The 17,531-nt window shown below is 72.6% G+C and carries 14 protein-coding genes; 5 read left to right on the plus strand and 9 right to left on the minus strand.

Annotated features, from left to right (window positions below; all coding sequences use genetic code 11):
* Positions 1 to 9: 9 nt before the first annotated feature.
* Positions 10 to 1,509, minus strand: a complete 1,500-nt coding sequence (locus ABZ385_RS21705; protein ID WP_358912667.1) for a hypothetical protein — start codon at positions 1,507 to 1,509, stop codon at positions 10 to 12.
* A 235-nt stretch (positions 1,510 to 1,744) separates the two neighbouring features.
* Between ABZ385_RS21705 and ABZ385_RS21710 the strand changes: the two genes are divergently transcribed.
* Both ABZ385_RS21710 and ABZ385_RS21715 read left to right on the plus strand, forming a co-directional pair.
* Entirely contained in the window at positions 1,745 to 2,950 is a 1,206-nt protein-coding gene (locus ABZ385_RS21710) for an aminoglycoside phosphotransferase family protein (RefSeq protein WP_358912669.1), read from the plus strand.
* Between the two features lie 289 nt (positions 2,951 to 3,239).
* On the plus strand, positions 3,240 to 5,225 hold the full coding sequence (locus tag ABZ385_RS21715; protein ID WP_358912671.1) for an N-acetylmuramoyl-L-alanine amidase: 1,986 nt from the start codon (positions 3,240 to 3,242) through the stop codon (positions 5,223 to 5,225).
* Between the two features lie 139 nt (positions 5,226 to 5,364).
* Here ABZ385_RS21715 and ABZ385_RS21720 read toward each other — a convergent pair whose 3' ends face one another.
* Positions 5,365 to 5,865, minus strand: a complete 501-nt coding sequence (locus ABZ385_RS21720) for a hypothetical protein (protein WP_358578535.1) — start codon at positions 5,863 to 5,865, stop codon at positions 5,365 to 5,367.
* A 469-nt stretch (positions 5,866 to 6,334) separates the two neighbouring features.
* Here ABZ385_RS21720 and ABZ385_RS21725 point away from each other — a divergent pair, with 469 nt between their 5' ends.
* Positions 6,335 to 7,096 carry a leucine-rich repeat domain-containing protein gene (locus ABZ385_RS21725; RefSeq protein WP_358912673.1) on the plus strand — a complete coding sequence of 254 codons (762 nt, stop codon included), beginning with the start codon at positions 6,335 to 6,337 and terminating at the stop codon, positions 7,094 to 7,096.
* A gap of 65 nt (positions 7,097 to 7,161) precedes the next feature.
* Here the strand turns inward: ABZ385_RS21725 and ABZ385_RS21730 are convergent, their stop codons facing one another.
* The 5 genes from ABZ385_RS21730 to ABZ385_RS21750 form a co-directional block, all read right to left on the minus strand.
* Positions 7,162 to 7,404 carry a DUF397 domain-containing protein gene (locus ABZ385_RS21730; RefSeq protein WP_358578541.1) on the minus strand — a complete coding sequence of 81 codons (243 nt, stop codon included), beginning with the start codon at positions 7,402 to 7,404 and terminating at the stop codon, positions 7,162 to 7,164.
* A 107-nt stretch (positions 7,405 to 7,511) separates the two neighbouring features.
* A complete protein-coding gene (locus ABZ385_RS21735; RefSeq protein ID WP_358912675.1) occupies positions 7,512 to 8,714 on the minus strand; it encodes a thiolase domain-containing protein in 1,203 nt (400 codons plus the stop codon).
* Entirely contained in the window at positions 8,711 to 9,766 is a 1,056-nt protein-coding gene (locus ABZ385_RS21740; RefSeq protein ID WP_358578630.1) for a thiolase domain-containing protein, read from the minus strand. Before ABZ385_RS21740 ends, ABZ385_RS21735 begins: the two co-directional genes overlap by 4 nt.
* A 24-nt stretch (positions 9,767 to 9,790) precedes the next feature.
* Positions 9,791 to 10,753, minus strand: a complete 963-nt coding sequence (locus ABZ385_RS21745) for an OB-fold domain-containing protein (protein WP_358912677.1) — start codon at positions 10,751 to 10,753, stop codon at positions 9,791 to 9,793.
* A gap of 140 nt (positions 10,754 to 10,893) precedes the next feature.
* Positions 10,894 to 11,694, minus strand: a complete 801-nt coding sequence (locus ABZ385_RS21750) for a crotonase/enoyl-CoA hydratase family protein (protein WP_358912678.1) — start codon at positions 11,692 to 11,694, stop codon at positions 10,894 to 10,896.
* A 224-nt stretch (positions 11,695 to 11,918) separates the two neighbouring features.
* Between ABZ385_RS21750 and ABZ385_RS21755 the strand changes: the two genes are divergently transcribed.
* Positions 11,919 to 13,532 (plus strand): acyl-CoA synthetase, encoded by a 1,614-nt coding sequence (locus ABZ385_RS21755; protein ID WP_358912680.1) that lies wholly within the window; start codon positions 11,919 to 11,921, stop codon positions 13,530 to 13,532.
* A 62-nt stretch (positions 13,533 to 13,594) separates the two neighbouring features.
* On the opposite strand, the gene ABZ385_RS21760 is transcribed toward ABZ385_RS21755, so the two are convergent.
* On the minus strand, positions 13,595 to 14,440 hold the full coding sequence (locus tag ABZ385_RS21760) for an alpha/beta hydrolase (RefSeq protein ID WP_358912682.1): 846 nt from the start codon (positions 14,438 to 14,440) through the stop codon (positions 13,595 to 13,597).
* 182 nt (positions 14,441 to 14,622) lie between these two features.
* Between ABZ385_RS21760 and paaK the strand changes: the two genes are divergently transcribed.
* Positions 14,623 to 15,912 (plus strand): phenylacetate--CoA ligase PaaK, encoded by a 1,290-nt coding sequence (gene paaK / locus ABZ385_RS21765; RefSeq protein WP_358578633.1) that lies wholly within the window; start codon positions 14,623 to 14,625, stop codon positions 15,910 to 15,912.
* Between the two features lie 59 nt (positions 15,913 to 15,971).
* On the opposite strand, the gene ABZ385_RS21770 is transcribed toward paaK, so the two are convergent.
* Entirely contained in the window at positions 15,972 to 17,474 is a 1,503-nt protein-coding gene (locus tag ABZ385_RS21770; protein WP_358912684.1) for an acyl-CoA synthetase, read from the minus strand.
* Positions 17,475 to 17,531 lie beyond the last annotated feature (57 nt).

The raw sequence follows: 17,531 nt of genomic DNA on the forward strand, positions 1-17,531 counted from the left end.
CGCGGGGCGTTACGCCTTGGCCGTCCGCCCCGCCCTCCTGGTCCCCCTCGCCTTCGGCAGCGCGACCTTGATCTCCTCGCGCAGGTCCTGGATCGTCGGGTTACCGGCGTACTGCGCCGTCAGCCGGTACATCTCCCGCAACCTGTCCCAGGTGCGGTGGGAGGAGTTGGACCCCATCGACACCAGCGCCAGCCGCGCGTACCGGTCCGCCTGTTCGGGGTCGTCGGCGATGAAGCAGGCCGACGCCAGCGAGATGTAGTCGAAGATCTGCGAACGGTCGTGCCCCTTGGCGCGCAGCTCGATGGCCTCCTTGGCGTGCCGCTGCGCGGTGTTCGCCGCGGCCGGGTCGTGGTCGGCGAGCGTGCGGTAGGCGAGGGCCTGCATGCCGTGCAGGTCCGCCTCGTCGAACATCTGCATCCAGCTCGGCGGCGGCACGTCCCCCTTGTCCGACCCGAAGAGGTCCTCGGCGAGACCGAGGGTGCGCCGCATCGCCTGGCCGCGCCCCATCGACGCCTGCGCCCAGGCCTCGATGGTGTACAGCATGGCCTTGGTGCGGGGCAGTGCCTCCGCCCCGGCGCCCGACTTGGCGAGCTTCATCAGGTCCAGGGCGTCGTCCGGCCTGCCGAGGTGCACCATCTGGCGCGCGGCCCGGGAGAGCGCCTCGCCCGCGCGCGGGCGGTCGCCTCCCTCGCGCGCGGCGTGGGCCGCGATGACGAAGTACTTCTGGGCGGTCGGCTCCAGGCCCACGTCGTGGGACATCCAGCCGGCGAGGACCGCGAGGTTGGCGGCGACGCCCCACAGGCGGCGCTGGAGGTGATCGGGATGGCGGTAGGCGAGCATGCCGCCCACTTCGTTGAGCTGGCCCACCACGGCCTTGCGTTGCAGGCCGCCGCCGCGGGCCGCGTCCCAGGCGCGGAACACCTCGACGGAGCGCTCCAGTTCCTCGATCTCCTGGGAGCCGATGGGAGCGGCCTCGTAGCGGTCGAAGCCGGCGGGGTCCGCGTACAGGGGATCGCCGATACGGGGGGCGTCGGCCGCGAGGGCCGGGTCGGTGTGCAGCCAGTCGTGCATGGCGCTGCTGAGTGCGGAGCCTGCGGCAAGCGCGGCACCCGCGCCCACCAAGCCGCGTCGGTTGAGCATGAGGTCCATTCCCGTGAATTCGGTGAGGACCGCGGCTGTCCGCTCGGGCGCCCACGGCACGTCGTCGGGGTGCTCCGCACTCCCGTCGCCACGCCGCTTTCCCGGGCGCCCGTGCCGGACCAGACCGAGGTCCTCAGTGGTCACGACACGGCCGAGACGCTCGGTGAACAGGACGGCCAGCACCCGCGGCACCGGATCGCGGGGGATCTCCCCCATGTCGATCCACCGCCGCACCCGCGAGGTGTCGGTGGCGAGCTGGAGGTGGCCCATGGCCGCCGCCTGCCGGTTCACCAGTCTCGCGAGCTCGCCCTTGGACCAGCCGGCCAGGCCGAACAGGTCCGCGAGGCGGGTGTTGGGTTGTCCGTTCACGTCAAGCCCCCAGGTTCTCGGCTGAGTTGACAGTAACCGCCTGTCAGTTGCTGAGCGACTATTCGCCAGGGTTCGCCAGGGTGCGCCACATGGTGTGCCAGGGGACGCCGGGTGTCAGGTAGGAGTGCGCCACCCCGACCCGGTCGCCGCAAGGTACTCCCCAGGGTGCTCCCGATGTGATCGGGGCGGGAGGCGCACGCAAATCCACAGGCACACGAAGGGATCTGTATCTCCCATGTACGCAGCATCGTCCTCCGTGTCCGCCCCGCCCCGTCCGCTCCACCCGCGCCCCCCGGCCCCCCGGGGCCGCGAGGTGTCCCCCTCGCCGGGAGGCGGCCCCTATCTGGAGCCGGTGCGGCCCTCCGCCGCGCAGCTCGGCGCCGGCCGGACGCGCCGCGTGCCGGGGGCCGGTGCCCGACCGCTCAGCGGGAGACTCGACCTGTCCGGCCCGCAGGGGGCGCAACTGCGCACCGCGATCGCCTCGGTGCACCGCATCTGTCCGGAGTTCAACCCCGTGCAGGTCCTGCGCCGCAGCGGCCGCACCGTGCTGCTGGTCGGCACGGCGGGACGCGGTGCCGCCGTCGCCAAGTGTTTACTGGACGACTCTCCCCTGTGGACCGACCGGATCCGGCACGAAGACCTGATCCGGCACGAAATAGCGGCTTACCGCTCGTTCGTCCGGCACCGCCCGCCCGTGCGCGCGCCTCGGCTGATCGCCGCCGATCCCGAGGCCTGCACACTGGTGATCGAGCGGATGCCCGGACGGGTGGCGGCCTTGCAGCGGCATCCGGTCGAGGCCCCGCCCCGGGCGGACATCCGGGCGGCGCTCGGCTCCGTGCTGCGCCTGAACCAGTGGCGGCCGCCGGCGGAGATGTTCGGCCGGCCGATGGACTACGGCAGGCGCATCTCCCGCTTCCACGAGCTGGGGCTGCTGACGGACCGCGACCTGGGTGACCTGCAAAAGCTCCTGCACGGCATCGCGCATTCGGCGGTCCGCCAGGGTGAGGGCCCGGAGGCCATGCTGCAGTTCTGCCACGGCGACGCCCTGCTGTCGAACATCCTGCTCTCGCCGGCCGGGCCGGTTCTGGTCGACTGGGAGCACGCGGGCTGGTATCTGCCGGGCTACGACCTGGCCACGCTGTGGGCGGTCCTCGGCGACGCCCCCGTCGCGCGGCGTGAGATCAGCCAGCTTGCGCAGTCGACGGGCACCGCGGCACGCGACGCGTTCCTGGTCAATCTCATGCTGGTGCTGACCCGCGAGATCCGCATGTACGAGACGGCGCTCCAGCGTTCGATGCACGACGCGCCCCTGGCGCCGACCGGGCCGCCCCAGGCGGGGGCCGCGCCGACCGGTGAGGAGCAGCGGCTGCTGCTGAGGCGGCTGCACGACGACTGCCAGATGGCCCGCCGGGCCGTGCGGGCGGCGGTCGGCACCCGCTGACGGGGGGACAGGTCCGCGGCGCACCCTGACAGGGGCGCACCGCGGACCTTCGTATGCCCGCGGCCCCGGAGGCCGTCCCGCTCATTGGTCCATGCCACTGACGCGCCGCAGGCGGCGGCGCCTGTCCGGACGAAAGCGTGCCCGTGACCCGCCGGAACCGGCGCTGACATGGGCAATCCCGTCTGCTGGGCATGATTGACGGATCGTCGGCCAGCCGGTACCACTGACGCACGCCCGGCCCCGCACGCCCCGCCACGCTTCATCGGCGCCGAAGTCCCAGGAGGCTGCATTGCGAGGAACCACCGCCCGTACCTCGTCGGCGCGCAGACGCACCATCAGGACGGCGGGCGCCCTCGCGTCCGCCGGGCTGCTCGTGCCGCTGCTCGGCGCGGCCCCGTCGTCCGGCGCGCCCCGACCGACGTCCACCCAGTTGCAGGACGCCTTCGCGTCCGCCGCCGACGAGTACCGCGTACCGCGCAGTGTGCTGCTCGGCGTCTCGTACCTGCAGTCCCGCTGGGACGCGCACGGCGGCGCGGCCAGCGTCACCGGCGGCTACGGCCCCATGCACCTCACCGACGCGCGCACCGCGCTGGCCTCGGCCCCGCACCACGGCGAGGGGACGGAGGACCCGCGCGGGGACACCTCGCGCCCGATGCCGCCGCCGAGGACGAAGGTGCCCGACGAGTCGCGGCTGCCGGCGCGGCTCATGACCCTGCCGCGCGCGGCGGAACTGACCGGTCTGCCCGCCGAGGAGCTGCGTACCGACGCGGCCGCGAACGTGGCGGGCGGTGCCGCGCTGCTCGCCGCGGCCCAGCAGCGGCTCGGCAAGCCCCTCAGTGCCGACCCCGCCGACTGGTACGGCGCGATCGCCGGCTTCTCCGGGGCGGACGACGAGGCGACGGCGGCGACGTACGCCAATGACGTGTTCGCCGTCATCCGCGCCGGCGAGCGGCGCACCACGGACGCGGGCCAGCGCGTGACGCTCCCGGCCCGGCCCGGACTGCGGCCCGATCCGGCGCAGCTCGAGCGGATGGGGCTGCGCGAGGTCGACGCGGGTGAGACGGAGTGCCCGAGGACGGTGTCCTGCGAGTGGATCCCGGCGCCGTACGAGGAGTTCAAGGACCCCAACGGGAATCCGGACTACGGCAACCACGACCTGTCGGACCGGCCCAAGAGCCAGAGCATCGACTCGATCGTCATCCATGACACCGAGGGCAGGTGGGAGGGCGTCCTGAACATGGTGCAGGACCCCACCTACGTGTCCTGGCAGTACACCCTGCGCTCCACGGACGGCCACATCGCCCAGCACGTGAAGGCCAAGGACGTGGCCTGGCACGCGGGCAACTGGTACGTCAACGCCAAGTCGATCGGTCTGGAGCACGAGGGTTTCCTGACCGCCCCCGACACCTGGTACACGGAGGCGATGTACCGCACGTCGGCACGGCTGGTGAAGTACCTCGCGAAGAAGTACGGGATTCCGCTGGACCGGCAGCACATCCTCGGCCACGACAACGTCCAGGGCACGGTCTCCTCGACCATCCCGGGAATGCACACCGACCCGGGCCCGTACTGGGACTGGCAGCACTACTTCACCCTGCTCGGCAAGCCGTTCCACCGCACGGCGGGTCCGAAGGGCGGTCTGGTGACGGTGGCTCCCGAGTACGCGGCGAACAGGCCGCTGTACACGGGCTGCGTGAAGCCGGCCGAGACGTGTGTGCCGCACGGTTCGGCGGCGGTGCGCGTGCACACCGCGCCGCGTGACGACGCGCCGCTGATCAAGGACATCGGCAAGCGTCCGGGCGGCCAGGACTCCACGATCGACGTGAACGACGTCGGCGCGCGGCTGTCCACCGGCCAGCAGTACGCGGTCGCGGACCGTCAGGGCGAGTGGACCGCCGTCTGGTACCTGGGGCAGAAGGCCTGGTTCAAGAACCCGGCCGAGCAGCCGACCGCCGTGTCCGCGAAGGGGCTCGTGGTGACGCCGAAGGCCGGGGCGGGCGAGGTCCCCGTGTACGGGCGCGCGTACCCGGAGAAGGAGGCGTACCCGGCGGGCGTGCCCGTGCAGGCGGTCTCCCCGCTGCCGTACAAGATCCTGGCGGGCCAGAGGTACGTGGTGGGCGACAAGGTGCCGGGCGAGTACTTCTACGCGCCGACGTTCGACACCGCGCGGCACACGGTGGTGCGGGGGAAGGACATGTACTACGTGATCCAGTACGGGCACCGCATCGGCTATGTGCGGGCGGCGGACGTGCAGGTGATGCCGTCGACCTCATGACGGCATGGGGCCGGGCCGGCCGGGCGCGGGTCGCTGGTGCGCGACCCCGGGCCGGGCCGACTGGCGTGGCAAGACGCGGCACCGCCCCGTTCCCTGGACGGAACGGGGCGGTGCTGGACGTACGGGGGCCCGGGCGTGCTCAGCCCTGCTGGAAGAGCTCGGCGGGCAGTGGCTTCAAAAGGGCGTACAGGTCGTCGGTGATCGGCCGGTCCCAGGCGGCGATGGTCACCAGGACGTTGTCGCTGCGGTCGAACTGCACGCAGGAGATGCGGCTCTCGGAGAGCTTCAGGCGGCGCACGATGAGGAGGTTGTCGCCCTGCATCACGGGGATGTCCTCCGTGGAGACGACCGTGATGTCCTCGTCGTTCTCCAGCGCCAGGAGCAGCTGGGCCACCTCGAAGGGCACCTCGCCCTCGGCGGTCTCGCGCGCGGGGGCGCCCTCGGGGAGATTACCGATGACCATGGCTGGGCCGCGCCCGCCGAACAGGTCGTAGCGCAGGAAGACGCCCTGGCAGCTGCCGTCGGGGGCGGGCAGCAGGCCCGCGCCGAGATTGCCGGGCCAGTCACCGGGGTCCATGGCCAGGACATCGAAGTCCGGGCCCGCGGGCGTGGCGGAGCTGCGGCGGCGGAGGAAGGACATGCGCCCATGGTACGTGGCCGCCGGTGTCCGCCGACGTGGGGGCGCGACCGCTCGCCGCCCCCAACGGTCGGCCCGCACACCCTCGGGACCCGCAGGGCCCCGCCGGTAGGCTGCACCGCCACCGACTTCCCGGCCGCTCAGCACGTGGCCGTCCACTCCACCGCTGGTCAGCACCTCGCCGCCCTCCGCCCCACCGACGTCCATCCCGCCCCTGTCCGCGTGCCGCCGCCCCCTCGCATCGCCGCTCGGCACATCGATGTCCGCCCCGCTCCCGCCCGGCACGTCGCCCCGGAGGACGGGGGCGAGGCCTACGGTGGCGTACGGACCGCCGGGAGGGCGACGGAAGCGCGCCGAAGGGCGGTCTGACCGGCGGCGGCACCGGCAGCGGGCTACGGAAGCTCCGCGGGGGCGACGCCGACGGGACGACCGGCCGTGCGGCCAGGGGGACGCAGTGAAGGGGAGCGAGGCCATGGGCGACACACCGAGCGACGGCAACGGCACCGCACCGGCCGGCGGCCCGGTCCTGAACTACTGGCACGGCGGTCTCAGCGAGGTGCCGGACGAGGTCTGGCGCCACCCGCGCCTTGAGGCGCTGCTGCTGCCCGACAACGCCCTCACCGCCGTCCCCGCCCGCATCGGGACGCTCACGGCGCTGCACACCCTCGACCTCGGTCACAACAGGCTGCGCGCGGTCCCGGCCGAGCTGGGCGATCTCCCGGCGTTGAGCCGCTTCCTCTATCTCCACGACAATCGGCTCACCGAGCTGCCCGCCTCACTCGGCCGGCTCACCCGGCTCGGCTACCTGAACGTCGGCGAGAACCGCCTTACTTCCCTGCCCGACTCCTTCGGCACCCTGACCGGCCTTGTCGAACTGCGCGCCCAGCACAACCGGTTGACCCACCTGCCGGACACGATCGGCGCACTCGGCGCGCTGCGCGAGCTGTGGCTGCGCGGCAACCGTCTCACCTCTCTTCCCGACGGCGTACGGCACCTGACCTCCCTGCGGGAGATCGAACTGCGCGAGAACGCCTTCACCGCCGTCCCGAAGGCCCTGCGCGGGCTGCCCCTGCTGCGCCGCGTCGACCTTCGGGGCAACCGGGTGCGCCACCTTCCGCACTGGCTGGGCGAGTTGCCGTCCCTGGAGAAGTTGGATCTGCGCTGGAACGACACCCACGTCGACGGAGGGCTCCTCCGTACGCTTGCGGGCAAGGGCTGCGTCGTACTCCACTAGCCGGTACCACCGCTAGCCGGTGCCACCGCGAGGACGGACTCCGTGCGCCGCGGCGCTTCGGTGTGCTAGGTCAGGTCGAACTCTCCCGCGCGGGCGCCGTGGACGAAGGCGCCCCACTCCGCCGGGGTGAAGATCAGGGACGGGCTCTCGGGCCGGCCGCTGTTGCGCATCGCGACGAAGCCTTCGACGAAGGCGATCTCCACGTCCCCGTGCCCTTCGCTGCTCGAGCGCCAGTCGGCGGCGCTGAGGTCGAGCTCCGGCTTGTCCCAGCCCGCGAGCGGATGCTGCTGAGCGGTGCTTTCGGCCACGTCCGTGCTCCTCCCGAATTGCGTCGTCCGGCGCCAGCCTAGCTTTCACCTCTCGCCCCGCACAGGCCGCGACGCGAGGACCGCGGCCACCGTCGCGGCGGTCGATGTCAGGAGGTGGGCGGCTCGGCCCCGACCAGCCACATGGAGAAGAACTGCGCGCCGCCGCCGTAGGCGTGCCCAAGTGCCCTGCGCGCGCCGTCGACTTGGTGCTCGCCCGCCTGGCCGCGCACCTGAAGCGCCGCCTCCGCGAAGCGGATCATGCCTGAGGCGCCGATCGGATTGGCCGAAAGGACGCCGCCGGACATGTTGACGGGCAGGTCGCCGTCGAGTTCCGTCACGCCGGACTCGGTGAGTTTCCAGCCCTCGCCCTCGGCCGCGAAGCCGAGGTTCTCCAGCCACATCGGCTCGTACCAGGAGAACGGCACGTACATCTCGACGGCGTCGATCTCCCGGCGCGGATCCGTGATGCCCGCCTGCCGGTAGACGTCGGCCGCGCAGTCCTTGCCGGCCCGCGGGGAGACGAAGTCCTTGCCGGCGAAGAGCGTCGGCTCGCTGCGCATCGCGCCGCCGTGCAGCCAGGCGGGCGGCCGCGGTGAACGGGCCGCGCCCGCCCGACCGGTGAGGACCATCGCGCAGGCGCCGTCCGAGGACGGGCACGTCTCCGAGTAGCGGATCGGGTCCCAGAGCATGGGCGAGGCCTGGACCTTCTCCAGGGTGATGTCGTGTTCGTGGAGGTGCGCGCAGGGGTTCTTCAGGGCGTTGCGGCGGTCCTTGTACGCGACGAGGGAGCCGACCGTGTCGGGGGCGCCGGTGCGGCGCATGTAGGCGCGCACGTGCGGGGCGAAGAAGCCGCCCGCCCCGGCGAGGAGCGGCTGCTGGAAGGGGATGGGCAGCGACAGGCCCCACATCGCGTTGGATTCCGACTGCTTTTCGAAGGCGAGGGTGAGGACGGTGCCGTGGACGCGGCCCGCGACGAGGTTGGCGGCGACGAGCGCCGTGGAGCCGCCGACGGAACCGGCCGTGTGCACGCGGAGCATGGGTTTTCCGACGGCGCCGAGGGCGTCGGCGAGGTACAGCTCCGGCATCATGACACCCTCGAAGAAGTCGGGCGCCTTGCCGATGACGACGGCGTCGATGTCCGGCCACGCCAACTCGGCGTCCTCCAGAGCCCGTCGGGCCGCCTCGCGCACGAGGCCGGCGATCGATACGTCGTGGCGGGCCGCCACGTGCCTGGTCTGGCCGATCCCGACGACGGCCACGGGCTCCTTGCCCGCCGCACCGCCCACCGGGCCGCTTGGCGCACAGTTCATCGGGCGTCTCCTTCCAGGAGGGCGACCAGGTTCTGCTGGAGGCAGGGCCCCGACGTCGCGTGGGCGACGGCGCGGTCCGAGGCGCCCCGGTGGATCCGGGCGGCGGCCTCGCCGATTCGGATGAGTCCGGCGGCCATCATGGGGTGGGCGGCGAGCGCGCCGCCGGACGGGTTGACGGTGACGTCGTCGCCGAGTTCCAGCGCCTTGCGCAGGACGACCTCCTGGGAGCTGAAGGGGGCGTGCAACTCCGCTGTGTCCACCGGCCGTTCGAAGACTCCGGCGCGCTGGGCGGCCAGGCGGGTGGACGGTGAGTCGGTGAGGTCGCGCACCCCGAGGCCGTGTGCCTCGACGCGGTGGTCGATGCCCCGGATCCACGCGGGCCGCTCGCACAGCTCGCGGGCCCGCTCCCCCGCGGCGAGGATCACGGCGGCGGCCCCGTCGCCGACCGGCGGGCAGTCGCCGGTGCGCAGCGGACGTACGACGTACTCCCCTTGCGGGACCTCGCCGCGCAGCTGCGCGTGGGGGTTGGCGGTGGCATCGGTCCGGCTGCGGTGCGCGACGCCGGCCAGCGCGGGCTCGTCGGTCTCGCCCGCGTCGATGAGTGCCTGTGCCTGGAGCGCGGCGAGCGCCACGGAGTCGGGCCACAGGGGCGCCACGTAGTAGGGGTCGAGCTGGCGGGTCAGCACGTCGCGCAGGGAGCCGGGCGAGGACTTGCCGTAGGAGTAGACGAGCGCGGTGTCCGCCTCGCCCGTCTGCAGGGTCGTCCACGCCTCGTACAGGGCCCAGGCGCCGTCCATCTCGACGTGCGACTCGGAGATCGGCGGCCAGGCGCCCACGCCGTCGAGCGCCATGGTGAACGAGAAGGCGCGGCCCGCGAGGTAGTCGCACGAGCCGGAGCAGGTGAAGCCGATGTCGCTGGTCCTGAGGCCGGTGGCGGCGAGGACCTCGTGGAGGACCGGCATGAGCATCTCGACCTCCGACAGGTCGTCGGTGGAGCGCCGGTGGTCGGTCTGCGCGAAGGCGACGACGGCGACGGCACGGGCGGGACGCATCACGGAGGGCTTCGGCGGCGCCATCTAGACCAGCTCCTTGTACGTGTCGTAGTCGGCGTCGGGTTCGCCTGTGGGGCGGTAGTGGTCGGGGTGGCGGGCGCCTTCGGTCCATACGGGTTCGACGCGCAGGCCCATGCGCACCTCGTCGCAGGGGATGCCGGCGATGCGCGCGTGCAGCGCGAGGTCGGCGCCGTCCAGGGCGATGTGGGCGTAGACGTAGGGGACTTCGATGTCGAGGTTCTTCGCCTTGATGTTGACGATGCAGTACGTCGTGACGGTGCCGCGCGGGCCGACCTCCACCCGTTCCGTCGTGGCGAGTCCGCAGGTGGGGCAGGCGCCCCGGGGCGGTACGTACACCTTGTGGCAGGCCGGGCAGCGTTCGCCGACGGTCTTCCGCTCGGCCAGGGCGTGGAGGTAGGCGCTCTGGGCGCGGCCGGGCGAGTGGGTGTAGTCGAGGCGTGCGGAGGCGACGATCCCGGTGGCGGGATTCTCGAACTTCCCTGTGTGCGGGCTGGGTTGCGGCCCCGCTTCCTTTCCCTCGCAGGGCTCGAAGCAGGCGATGTCCGTGATGGCGCCCACGCGTTCGCCGGCCCAGCGGACGCGGACGCGCATGCCGGTGCGCACGGCGTCCGGGCCGGGGGCGTCGAGGGCGTGGAGCAGGGCGGTGTCGGCGCCGTCCAGTCTCACCAAAACCCAGGCGAAGGGGGTGCCGAGGGGCTGGCCCCGGCGGGGTTCGTGGTTCCAGGCCCAGGTGGTCACGGTGCCGGTGGGAGCGACCTCCACGAGGTCGCGCAGCTCGTCGGCGGTCACCGGGTCGTATTCGACGGGCGGCACGAGAGTGCGCCCGTCGACGGTCCTGACGCCGAGGACGGTGCGTTCGCGCAGCCCGGTCAGGAACGCGCTCTGCACGGGCCCGAGGGACCGCGTGAAGGGGAACTCCACGACGAGAGGAGCGCGCAGCACGTCGGGGGAAGAGGCGGATGCCATGGGCGGACTCCATTGCACTCGGTGAACGGGAAGGCCCCCGAGAGGGGCGCGGGAAACGGGGCGACCGGCCACGCCAGGCCTGCGGCCGACCACGTCAGGCCTGCAATCGGCCACGCCAGGCCTGCGACCGGCCAAATGTCCTACGCCCGTCGGAACACGGGCACCCGTTTCTCCGCGAAGGCTCTGGCGCCCTCTTTCGCGTCGGCGGTGTCGAAGACGGGCCACCCCCGCTTCAGCTCGGCCGCGAGCCCGGCCTCCTCGCTCATCTCGGCGGCCTCGTACACGGAGGCCTTCACCGCTTCCACGGCGAGCGGCCCGCACGCGTTGATCTGCTCGGCGATGACCAGGGCCTTCTCCAGCGCCGAGCCGTCCGGCACCACATGGCCGATCAGGCCGATCGCCGCCGCGTCGGCCGCCGAGTAGGGCCGCCCGGTGAGCAGCATCTCCAGGGCGTGCGTACGGGGGATCTGGCGAGGGAGCCGCACGGTCGAGCCCCCGATGGGGAAGAGGCCGCGCCGGACCTCGAAGAGGCCGAAGGTCGCCGACCGTCCCGCGACGCGGATGTCCGTGCCCTGGAGCATCTCGGTGCCGCCGGCCACGCAGTGGCCCTCGACGGCGGCGATGACCGGCTTGCGGGGCCGGTGGTGGCGCAGCATCGCCTTCCAGTGCAGGTCGGGGTCGGCCGTCAGCCGGTCGCGGTACCGCTCGCCCTCCATTCCCTTGCCGGCGAGGGCCTTGAGGTCCATGCCCGCGCAGAAGACGCCGCCCGCGCCGGTCAGCACGACGGAGCGGACGGTGTCGTCCTCGTCGGCGGCGACCCAGCCGTCGTAGAGGCCCACGAGCATCGACAGCGAGAGGGCGTTCTTCGCTTCGGGCCTGTTGAGCGTGAGGATCAGTGTGGCGCCTTCGCGCCGCACGGAGAGGTGTTCCGTCCCGGCCATGTGCCGTGCTCCCTCCGTCGACGGCCGCCGTACGGCCGGCCTGTCGCTTCTCGGACCTGCAACAGGTTGCAGTAGGCGGGGAGCCAGTTCAATACCTTTCTGACACCCAGTCAGTTTTACTTCGCGGCGGCACTTCCCACTTGTGGGCGCCTCTGCTGTGATGGCCGCCGGAGCGGATGTCGCGGGAGACCGCGACATCGGACGCCGGGGTCAGGAGGAGTGCGGTGGAGTACAACCTTGCCGACCTGTTCGAGTCGGTCGTCGACGTGGTCCCGGGCCGAGAGGCACTCGTCTACATCGACCACCCCGGTACGGGCGCCGAGCGCCGGCTGACCTACGCCGAGCTGGACGCGGCGGCCAATCGCCTCGCCCACCACCTGATCGACTCCGGGCTGCGGCCCGGCGAGCACGTGGGCCTGCATCTGTACAACGGCGTCGAGTACCTCCAGACGGTGCTGGCCTGCCTGAAGGCCCGGCTCGTGCCGGTCAACGTCAACTACCGTTACGTGGCGGAGGAATTGGTCTACCTCTACCGTGACGCGGACCTCACGGCGCTCGTGTTCGACGGCGAGTTCACCGGGCGGGTCGCGGCGGCGCTGCCGCGCGCGGAGAAGCTGCGGCACGTGCTGCGGGTGGGGGCGCCGCCCGCCGACGCGCCCGCGCTGGACGCGCCGGCCTTCGCGGCGGCGGAGGCGGCGGCCTCACCGGAGCGGGGATTCGGGCCGCGCTCCCCCGACGACCTGTTCATCATCTACACCGGCGGTACGACCGGGATGCCCAAGGGCGTCATGTGGCGCCAGGAGGACCTGTTCTTCGCGGGGCTCTTCGGCGGCGACCCGGCGGGCGAACCGGTGCGGCGGCCCGAGGAGCTGGCCGAGCGCGTCGCGGCGGGCGGGCCGGGTCTCACCTTCTTCCCGACGCCCCCGCTCATGCACGGCACCTCCACGCTGACGTCGTTCATCGCCTTCAACTACGGCCAGCGCGTGGCACTGCACCGCAAGTACGTGCCCGAGGAGGTGCTGCGCACCATCGAGCGGGAGAAGGTCTCCAGCGTGTCCCTGGTGGGCGACGCGATGCTCAGGCCGCTCGTCGACGCGCTGCGCGGCCCCCTCAAGGGCACCGACCTCTCGTCGCTGTTCAGCGTCTCCTCGTCCGGGGCGATCATGTCGGAGACGGTGCGCGCGCAGTTCCAGGAACTGGTGCCCGACGTGCTGGTCCTGAACAACTTCGGTTCCTCCGAGTCCGGTTCGAACGGCAGGGCCACGGACGACTCGGGCCCGGCCAGGGGCTTTCGCCTGACGGTCAACGACCGTACGAAGGTGGTGGACCCGGCGACCCACGAGCCGGTCGCGGTGGGCGAGCCCGGCCGCCTCGCCCAGCGCGGCCATGTGCCGCTCGGCTACTACAACGACCCGGCGAAGACCGCCGAGACGTTCTTCCGGAAGGGCGAGGAGCGCTGGGTACTGCTCGGCGACATGGCGACCGTCGACGAGACCGGCGTCGTCACCGTCCTCGGCCGCGGCTCGCAGTGCATCAACACCGGTGGCGAGAAGGTCTATCCGGAGGAGGTCGAGCAGGCCCTCAAGTCGCATCCGGACGTGTACGACGCGCTGGTGGCCGGCGTGCCCGACGAGCGCTGGGGCGCCGCGGTCGCCGCCATCGTCCAACTCCGCCTCGGCGCCGCTCCGTTGGACCTGGCGGCGGTCCAGGACCACTGCCGCGCGCTGCTCGCCGGCTACAAGATCCCACGCAGGGTGGTCTTCGCCGACCACATCCAGCGCTCCCCGAGCGGCAAGGCGGACTACCGGTGGGCCAAGGCGGTGGCGGCGGGCGGCTGAGGGTGGCCGCCGGGGGCGCCCCGCGCGTGAGCACCCGCCCCGGTCACCGGGAGAGGAGCCCTTCAGTGCTGCGCGAGGAACCCCGCCACCCGCCGCGCGAACCACTCCGGGTCGTCAAGCCAGGGGAAATGGCCGCCGCCGGGCTGCACTTGGCACACGCCGTGCGGGAAGAGCGCGGCCAGCTCCGCGGCGCGCGCCGGGCTCGGCCCGCCGTCGTAGGCCCCCGCGAGGACGAGCACCGGCGCGGCGACCGCAGCGAGGGCGGCGCGGGTCGCGGGCGGGTCGAAGGACGCCTCGCCGTAGTACGCCTCGGACGCCGCAAGGTTCTTCTGCTCCGTGCTCCGCGCCCGGTGCTCCTGGGCCGCCGTGTCCCAGCGCCCGTAGGTGAGCGATGCGATGGCCTCCCAGCCCGCGGAGGGCGCGCGGCCCTGGGCGATCTCGCGCAGCGCGGTCTCGGCCGCCGGGTACCAGGGCTCGTCCTTGCGCAGCGCGGCCGCCTCACGGCGGTCCTCGTCGGTGAATGTGCCGCCGACGGCCAGCGTGGCCGGGGTGACGAGGACGAGGGTGCGGATCCTCTTGGGGTGGCGGGCCGCGTACAGCGTGGCGAGGTCGCCGCCCGCGGAGTGGCCGAGCACGTCGACCTGGTCGAGGCCCAGGTGCTCGCGCAGCGCCTCGACGTCGTCGGTCTGCCGGTCGCAGCGGTACGTCGAGACGTCGTCCGGGATCGCGGAGTCGCCGGTGCCGCGCAGGTCGAGCAGGATCAGGCGACGGTGCGCCGTGAGACCGCCGAGGTCCCCGAGGTAGACGGAGGCCCGCATGGGGCCGCCGGGCAGGCAGAGCAGCGGCTCCCCCTCCCCCTTCTCGTGGTAGGCCAACTGGGTCCCGTCGTACGCGCTGAATACCGGCATGCCGATGATCATCACACCCCCGGACCCCCGGGGCAAAGCCCCGGCACCCGGCCCACCTGCACGAAGCGGTCGTGCGCGATCCCTTGACGCCCACCGCCCGGCCTGGATTACTGACCTCACGGAAGATCGTCGACCGAATGATCGGTCGCCCGTTCGGGACGGGGGAACCCCTTATGGCGCGTATGCCGCTGGAGCTGGACGCGGCGGAACGGCTCGGCCCCGAGGAGCTTCGGGCGCTGCAGCTCGAACGCCTCCAGGACACCTTGCTGCACGCGTACGAGAACGTCCCGTTCTACCGCGCGGCGTTCGACAAGGCGGGGCTGCGCCCCGACGACTGCCGGTCGCTCGCCGATCTGGCGCTGTTCCCCTTCACCACCAAGGACGACCTGCGCGCCAACTACCCGTTCGGGATGTTCGCGGTGGAGCAGTCCGAGGTGCGCAGGCTGCACGCGTCCAGCGGCACGACCGGCCTGCCCACGGTCGTCGGGTACACCGAGCGCGACCTGTCCATGTGGGCCGACGTGGTGGCGCGCTCCATCCGGGCCGCGGGCGGCAGGCCGGGGAACATGATCCATGTGGCGTACGGGTACGGCCTGTTCACCGGGGGGCTCGGCGCGCACTACGGCGCGGAGCGGCTGGGCTGCACGGTGGTCCCCGCGTCCGGCGGGATGACCGCCCGCCAGGTGCGGCTGATCCAGGACTTCCGCCCCGAGATCATCATGGTGACCCCCTCGTACATGCTGACGCTCCTGGAGGAGTTCGAGCGGCAGGGCGTCGATCCGCGGACGACGTCACTGCGGGTCGGGATCTTCGGGGCGGAGCCGTGGACGGAGGAGATGCGGCGCGAGATCGAGGAGCGGTTCGCGATCGACGCGGTCGACATCTACGGGCTCTCGGAGGTGATCGGGCCGGGCGTCGCGCAGGAGTGCGTGGAGACCAAGGACGGGCTGCACATCTGGGAGGACCACTTCTACCCCGAGGTCGTCGACCCGCTCACGGGCGAGGTCCTGCCGGACGGGGAGCGCGGCGAGCTGGTGTTCACCTCGCTCACCAAGGAGGCGATGCCCGTGATCCGCTACCGCACCCGGGACCTCACGCGGCTGCTTCCCGGCACCGCGCGGGTCTTCCGGCGGATGGAGAAGGTGACGGGCCGCAGCGACGACATGGTGATCCTGCGCGGTGTGAACCTCTTCCCCACGCAGATCGAGGAGATCGTGCTGCGCACGGCGGGCGTCGCCCCGCACTTCCAGCTGCGCCTGACCCGCGAGGGGCGCATGGACGCTTTGACGGTACGGGCCGAGGCGCGCGCGGACACGACGCCGCAGCGGCGCGAGGCGGCGGCCCGTGAGATCGCGGCGGCGGTCAAGGACGGCATCGGCGTCTCGGTCGGCGTCGACATCGTGGACCCGGAGACGCTGGAACGCTCGGTCGGCAAGTTCAAGCGGATCGTGGACCTGCGGGAGCGGCCGTGAGCCGCCCCCCCCTCGCCGTGTCACGGCCCGGTCGGCGCCCAGGGCGTGACCAGGGGGCCTCAGGACGCGCCGAAGCGGTCCCGCAGCTCTCGTTTGAGGATCTTCCCGCTGGCGTTGCGCGGCAGTTCGTCCACAAAGAGGATCCGTTTGGGCGCCTTGAAGGAGGAGAGCCGCGTGCGGGCGTGGGCGATGAGGGCGGCCTCCGTCAGCTCCTCGTCCCTGCGTACGACGACGGCGGTGACCGCCTCGATCCAGCGCTCGTGCGGCACCCCGATCACGGCCGCCTCCGCGACGCCCGCGTGCTCGTACAGCGCGTCCTCGACCTGCCGCGAGGCGACGAGCACTCCCCCGGAGTTGATGACGTCCTTGACGCGGTCCACCACGGTGAAGCAGCCGTCCGCGTCCCGTACCGCGAGGTCGCCCGAGTGGAACCAGCCGTCGCGGAACGCTTCCGCGGTCTCCTGCGGCTTGTCCCAGTAGCCGTCGCACAACTGCGGTGAGCGGTAGACGACTTCGCCGCGCGTGCCGTCCGGCACCTCGCGGCCGTGCTCGTCGACGACGCGGGCCTCCACGAACAGGACGGGCCGGCCGCAGGAGTCCATGCGGCCCTCGTGCTCGTCCGGGCCGAGGACGGTGGCGAGCGGCCCGATCTCGCTCTGCCCGAAGCAGTTGTAGAAGCCGAGCCCGGGCAGCCGGGCCCGCAACCGTTCCAGGACGGGCACCGGCATGATCGACGCCCCGTAGTAGGCCTTGCGCAGCGCGCCGAGGTCGCGGGTGGCGAAGTCGGGGTGGCCGGCGAGGGCGATCCAGACGGTCGGCGGCGCGAACAGGCTGTCGGCGCGCCCCGCCTCGACCAGGTCGAAGATCCGCTCGGCGTCGGGTGCGTCGAGGACGGTGTTCTCGGCGCCGACCGCGAGGTAGGGCATGAGGAAGACGTGCATCTGCGCCGAGTGGTAGAGCGGCAGCGAGTGGACGGGCCGGTCGTCGCCCGTCAGGTCGAGGGCGACGATCGCGCTCACGTACTCGTGGACGAGGGCGCGGTGCGACATCATGGCGCCCTTCGGCCTCGCGGTCGTGCCCGAGGTGTAGAGCAGTTGCGCCAAGTCGTCGCCGCCGGGCCCCGGCCCCTCGTACGCGGGTGCGGTGGCGAGCCGCGCGAGCAGGGAGCCGTCCGCGTCCCGCAGGGGCAGGGCCGGCACACCGGCGGGCAGGCGCCCCGCGAGGTCCGGATCGGTGAGGACGAGGGAGCTGCCGGACTGGCGGACGATGTACGCGAGGTCGTCGCCGGTCAGGTTCTGGTTGACCGGCACATGGACCAGGCCCGCCCGCGCGCAGGCGAGGAAGCCGATCAGATAGGCGTCGGAGTTGTGGGCGTAGGCGGCGACCCGCTCGCCGGGGGCGAGCCCGTGGTCGCGCAGCACCCGGGCCGCGCGCGAGACGGCGTCGTCGAGCCGCTCGTAGGTCCAGGACCGCTCGCCGTAGCGCAGCGCCGTGCGCCGTGGCGTGCGGCGCGCGCTGCGGCGCAGGACCGCGTCGACCGTGCTGTCGCGTACACCCGTCATGGCGTGATCCTCGGGGGCCGCGGCGGTCCGGTCAAGGCATGACACAGATGACATACC

Source organism: Streptomyces sp. NPDC005898, from assembly GCF_040629635.1.
Classification (GTDB): domain Bacteria; phylum Actinomycetota; class Actinomycetes; order Streptomycetales; family Streptomycetaceae; genus Streptomyces.

Bases quoted from the DNA above. Each gene is read 5' to 3' on its own strand.
- ABZ385_RS21725 (WP_358912673.1), top strand. From the start codon at position 6,335: ATGGGCGACACACCGAGCGACGGCAACGGCACCGCACCGGCCGGCGGC.
- ABZ385_RS21710 (WP_358912669.1), top strand. From the start codon at position 1,745: ATGTACGCAGCATCGTCCTCCGTGTCCGCCCCGCCCCGTCCGCTCCAC.
- ABZ385_RS21760 (WP_358912682.1), bottom strand. From the start codon at position 14,440: ATGCCGGTATTCAGCGCGTACGACGGGACCCAGTTGGCCTACCACGAG.
- ABZ385_RS21735 (WP_358912675.1), bottom strand. From the start codon at position 8,714: ATGAACTGTGCGCCAAGCGGCCCGGTGGGCGGTGCGGCGGGCAAGGAG.
- paaK (WP_358578633.1), top strand. From the start codon at position 14,623: ATGCCGCTGGAGCTGGACGCGGCGGAACGGCTCGGCCCCGAGGAGCTT.
- ABZ385_RS21740 (WP_358578630.1), bottom strand. From the start codon at position 9,766: ATGCGTCCCGCCCGTGCCGTCGCCGTCGTCGCCTTCGCGCAGACCGAC.
- ABZ385_RS21745 (WP_358912677.1), bottom strand. From the start codon at position 10,753: ATGGCATCCGCCTCTTCCCCCGACGTGCTGCGCGCTCCTCTCGTCGTG.
- ABZ385_RS21720 (WP_358578535.1), bottom strand. From the start codon at position 5,865: ATGTCCTTCCTCCGCCGCCGCAGCTCCGCCACGCCCGCGGGCCCGGAC.
- ABZ385_RS21770 (WP_358912684.1), bottom strand. From the start codon at position 17,474: ATGACGGGTGTACGCGACAGCACGGTCGACGCGGTCCTGCGCCGCAGC.
- ABZ385_RS21750 (WP_358912678.1), bottom strand. From the start codon at position 11,694: ATGGCCGGGACGGAACACCTCTCCGTGCGGCGCGAAGGCGCCACACTG.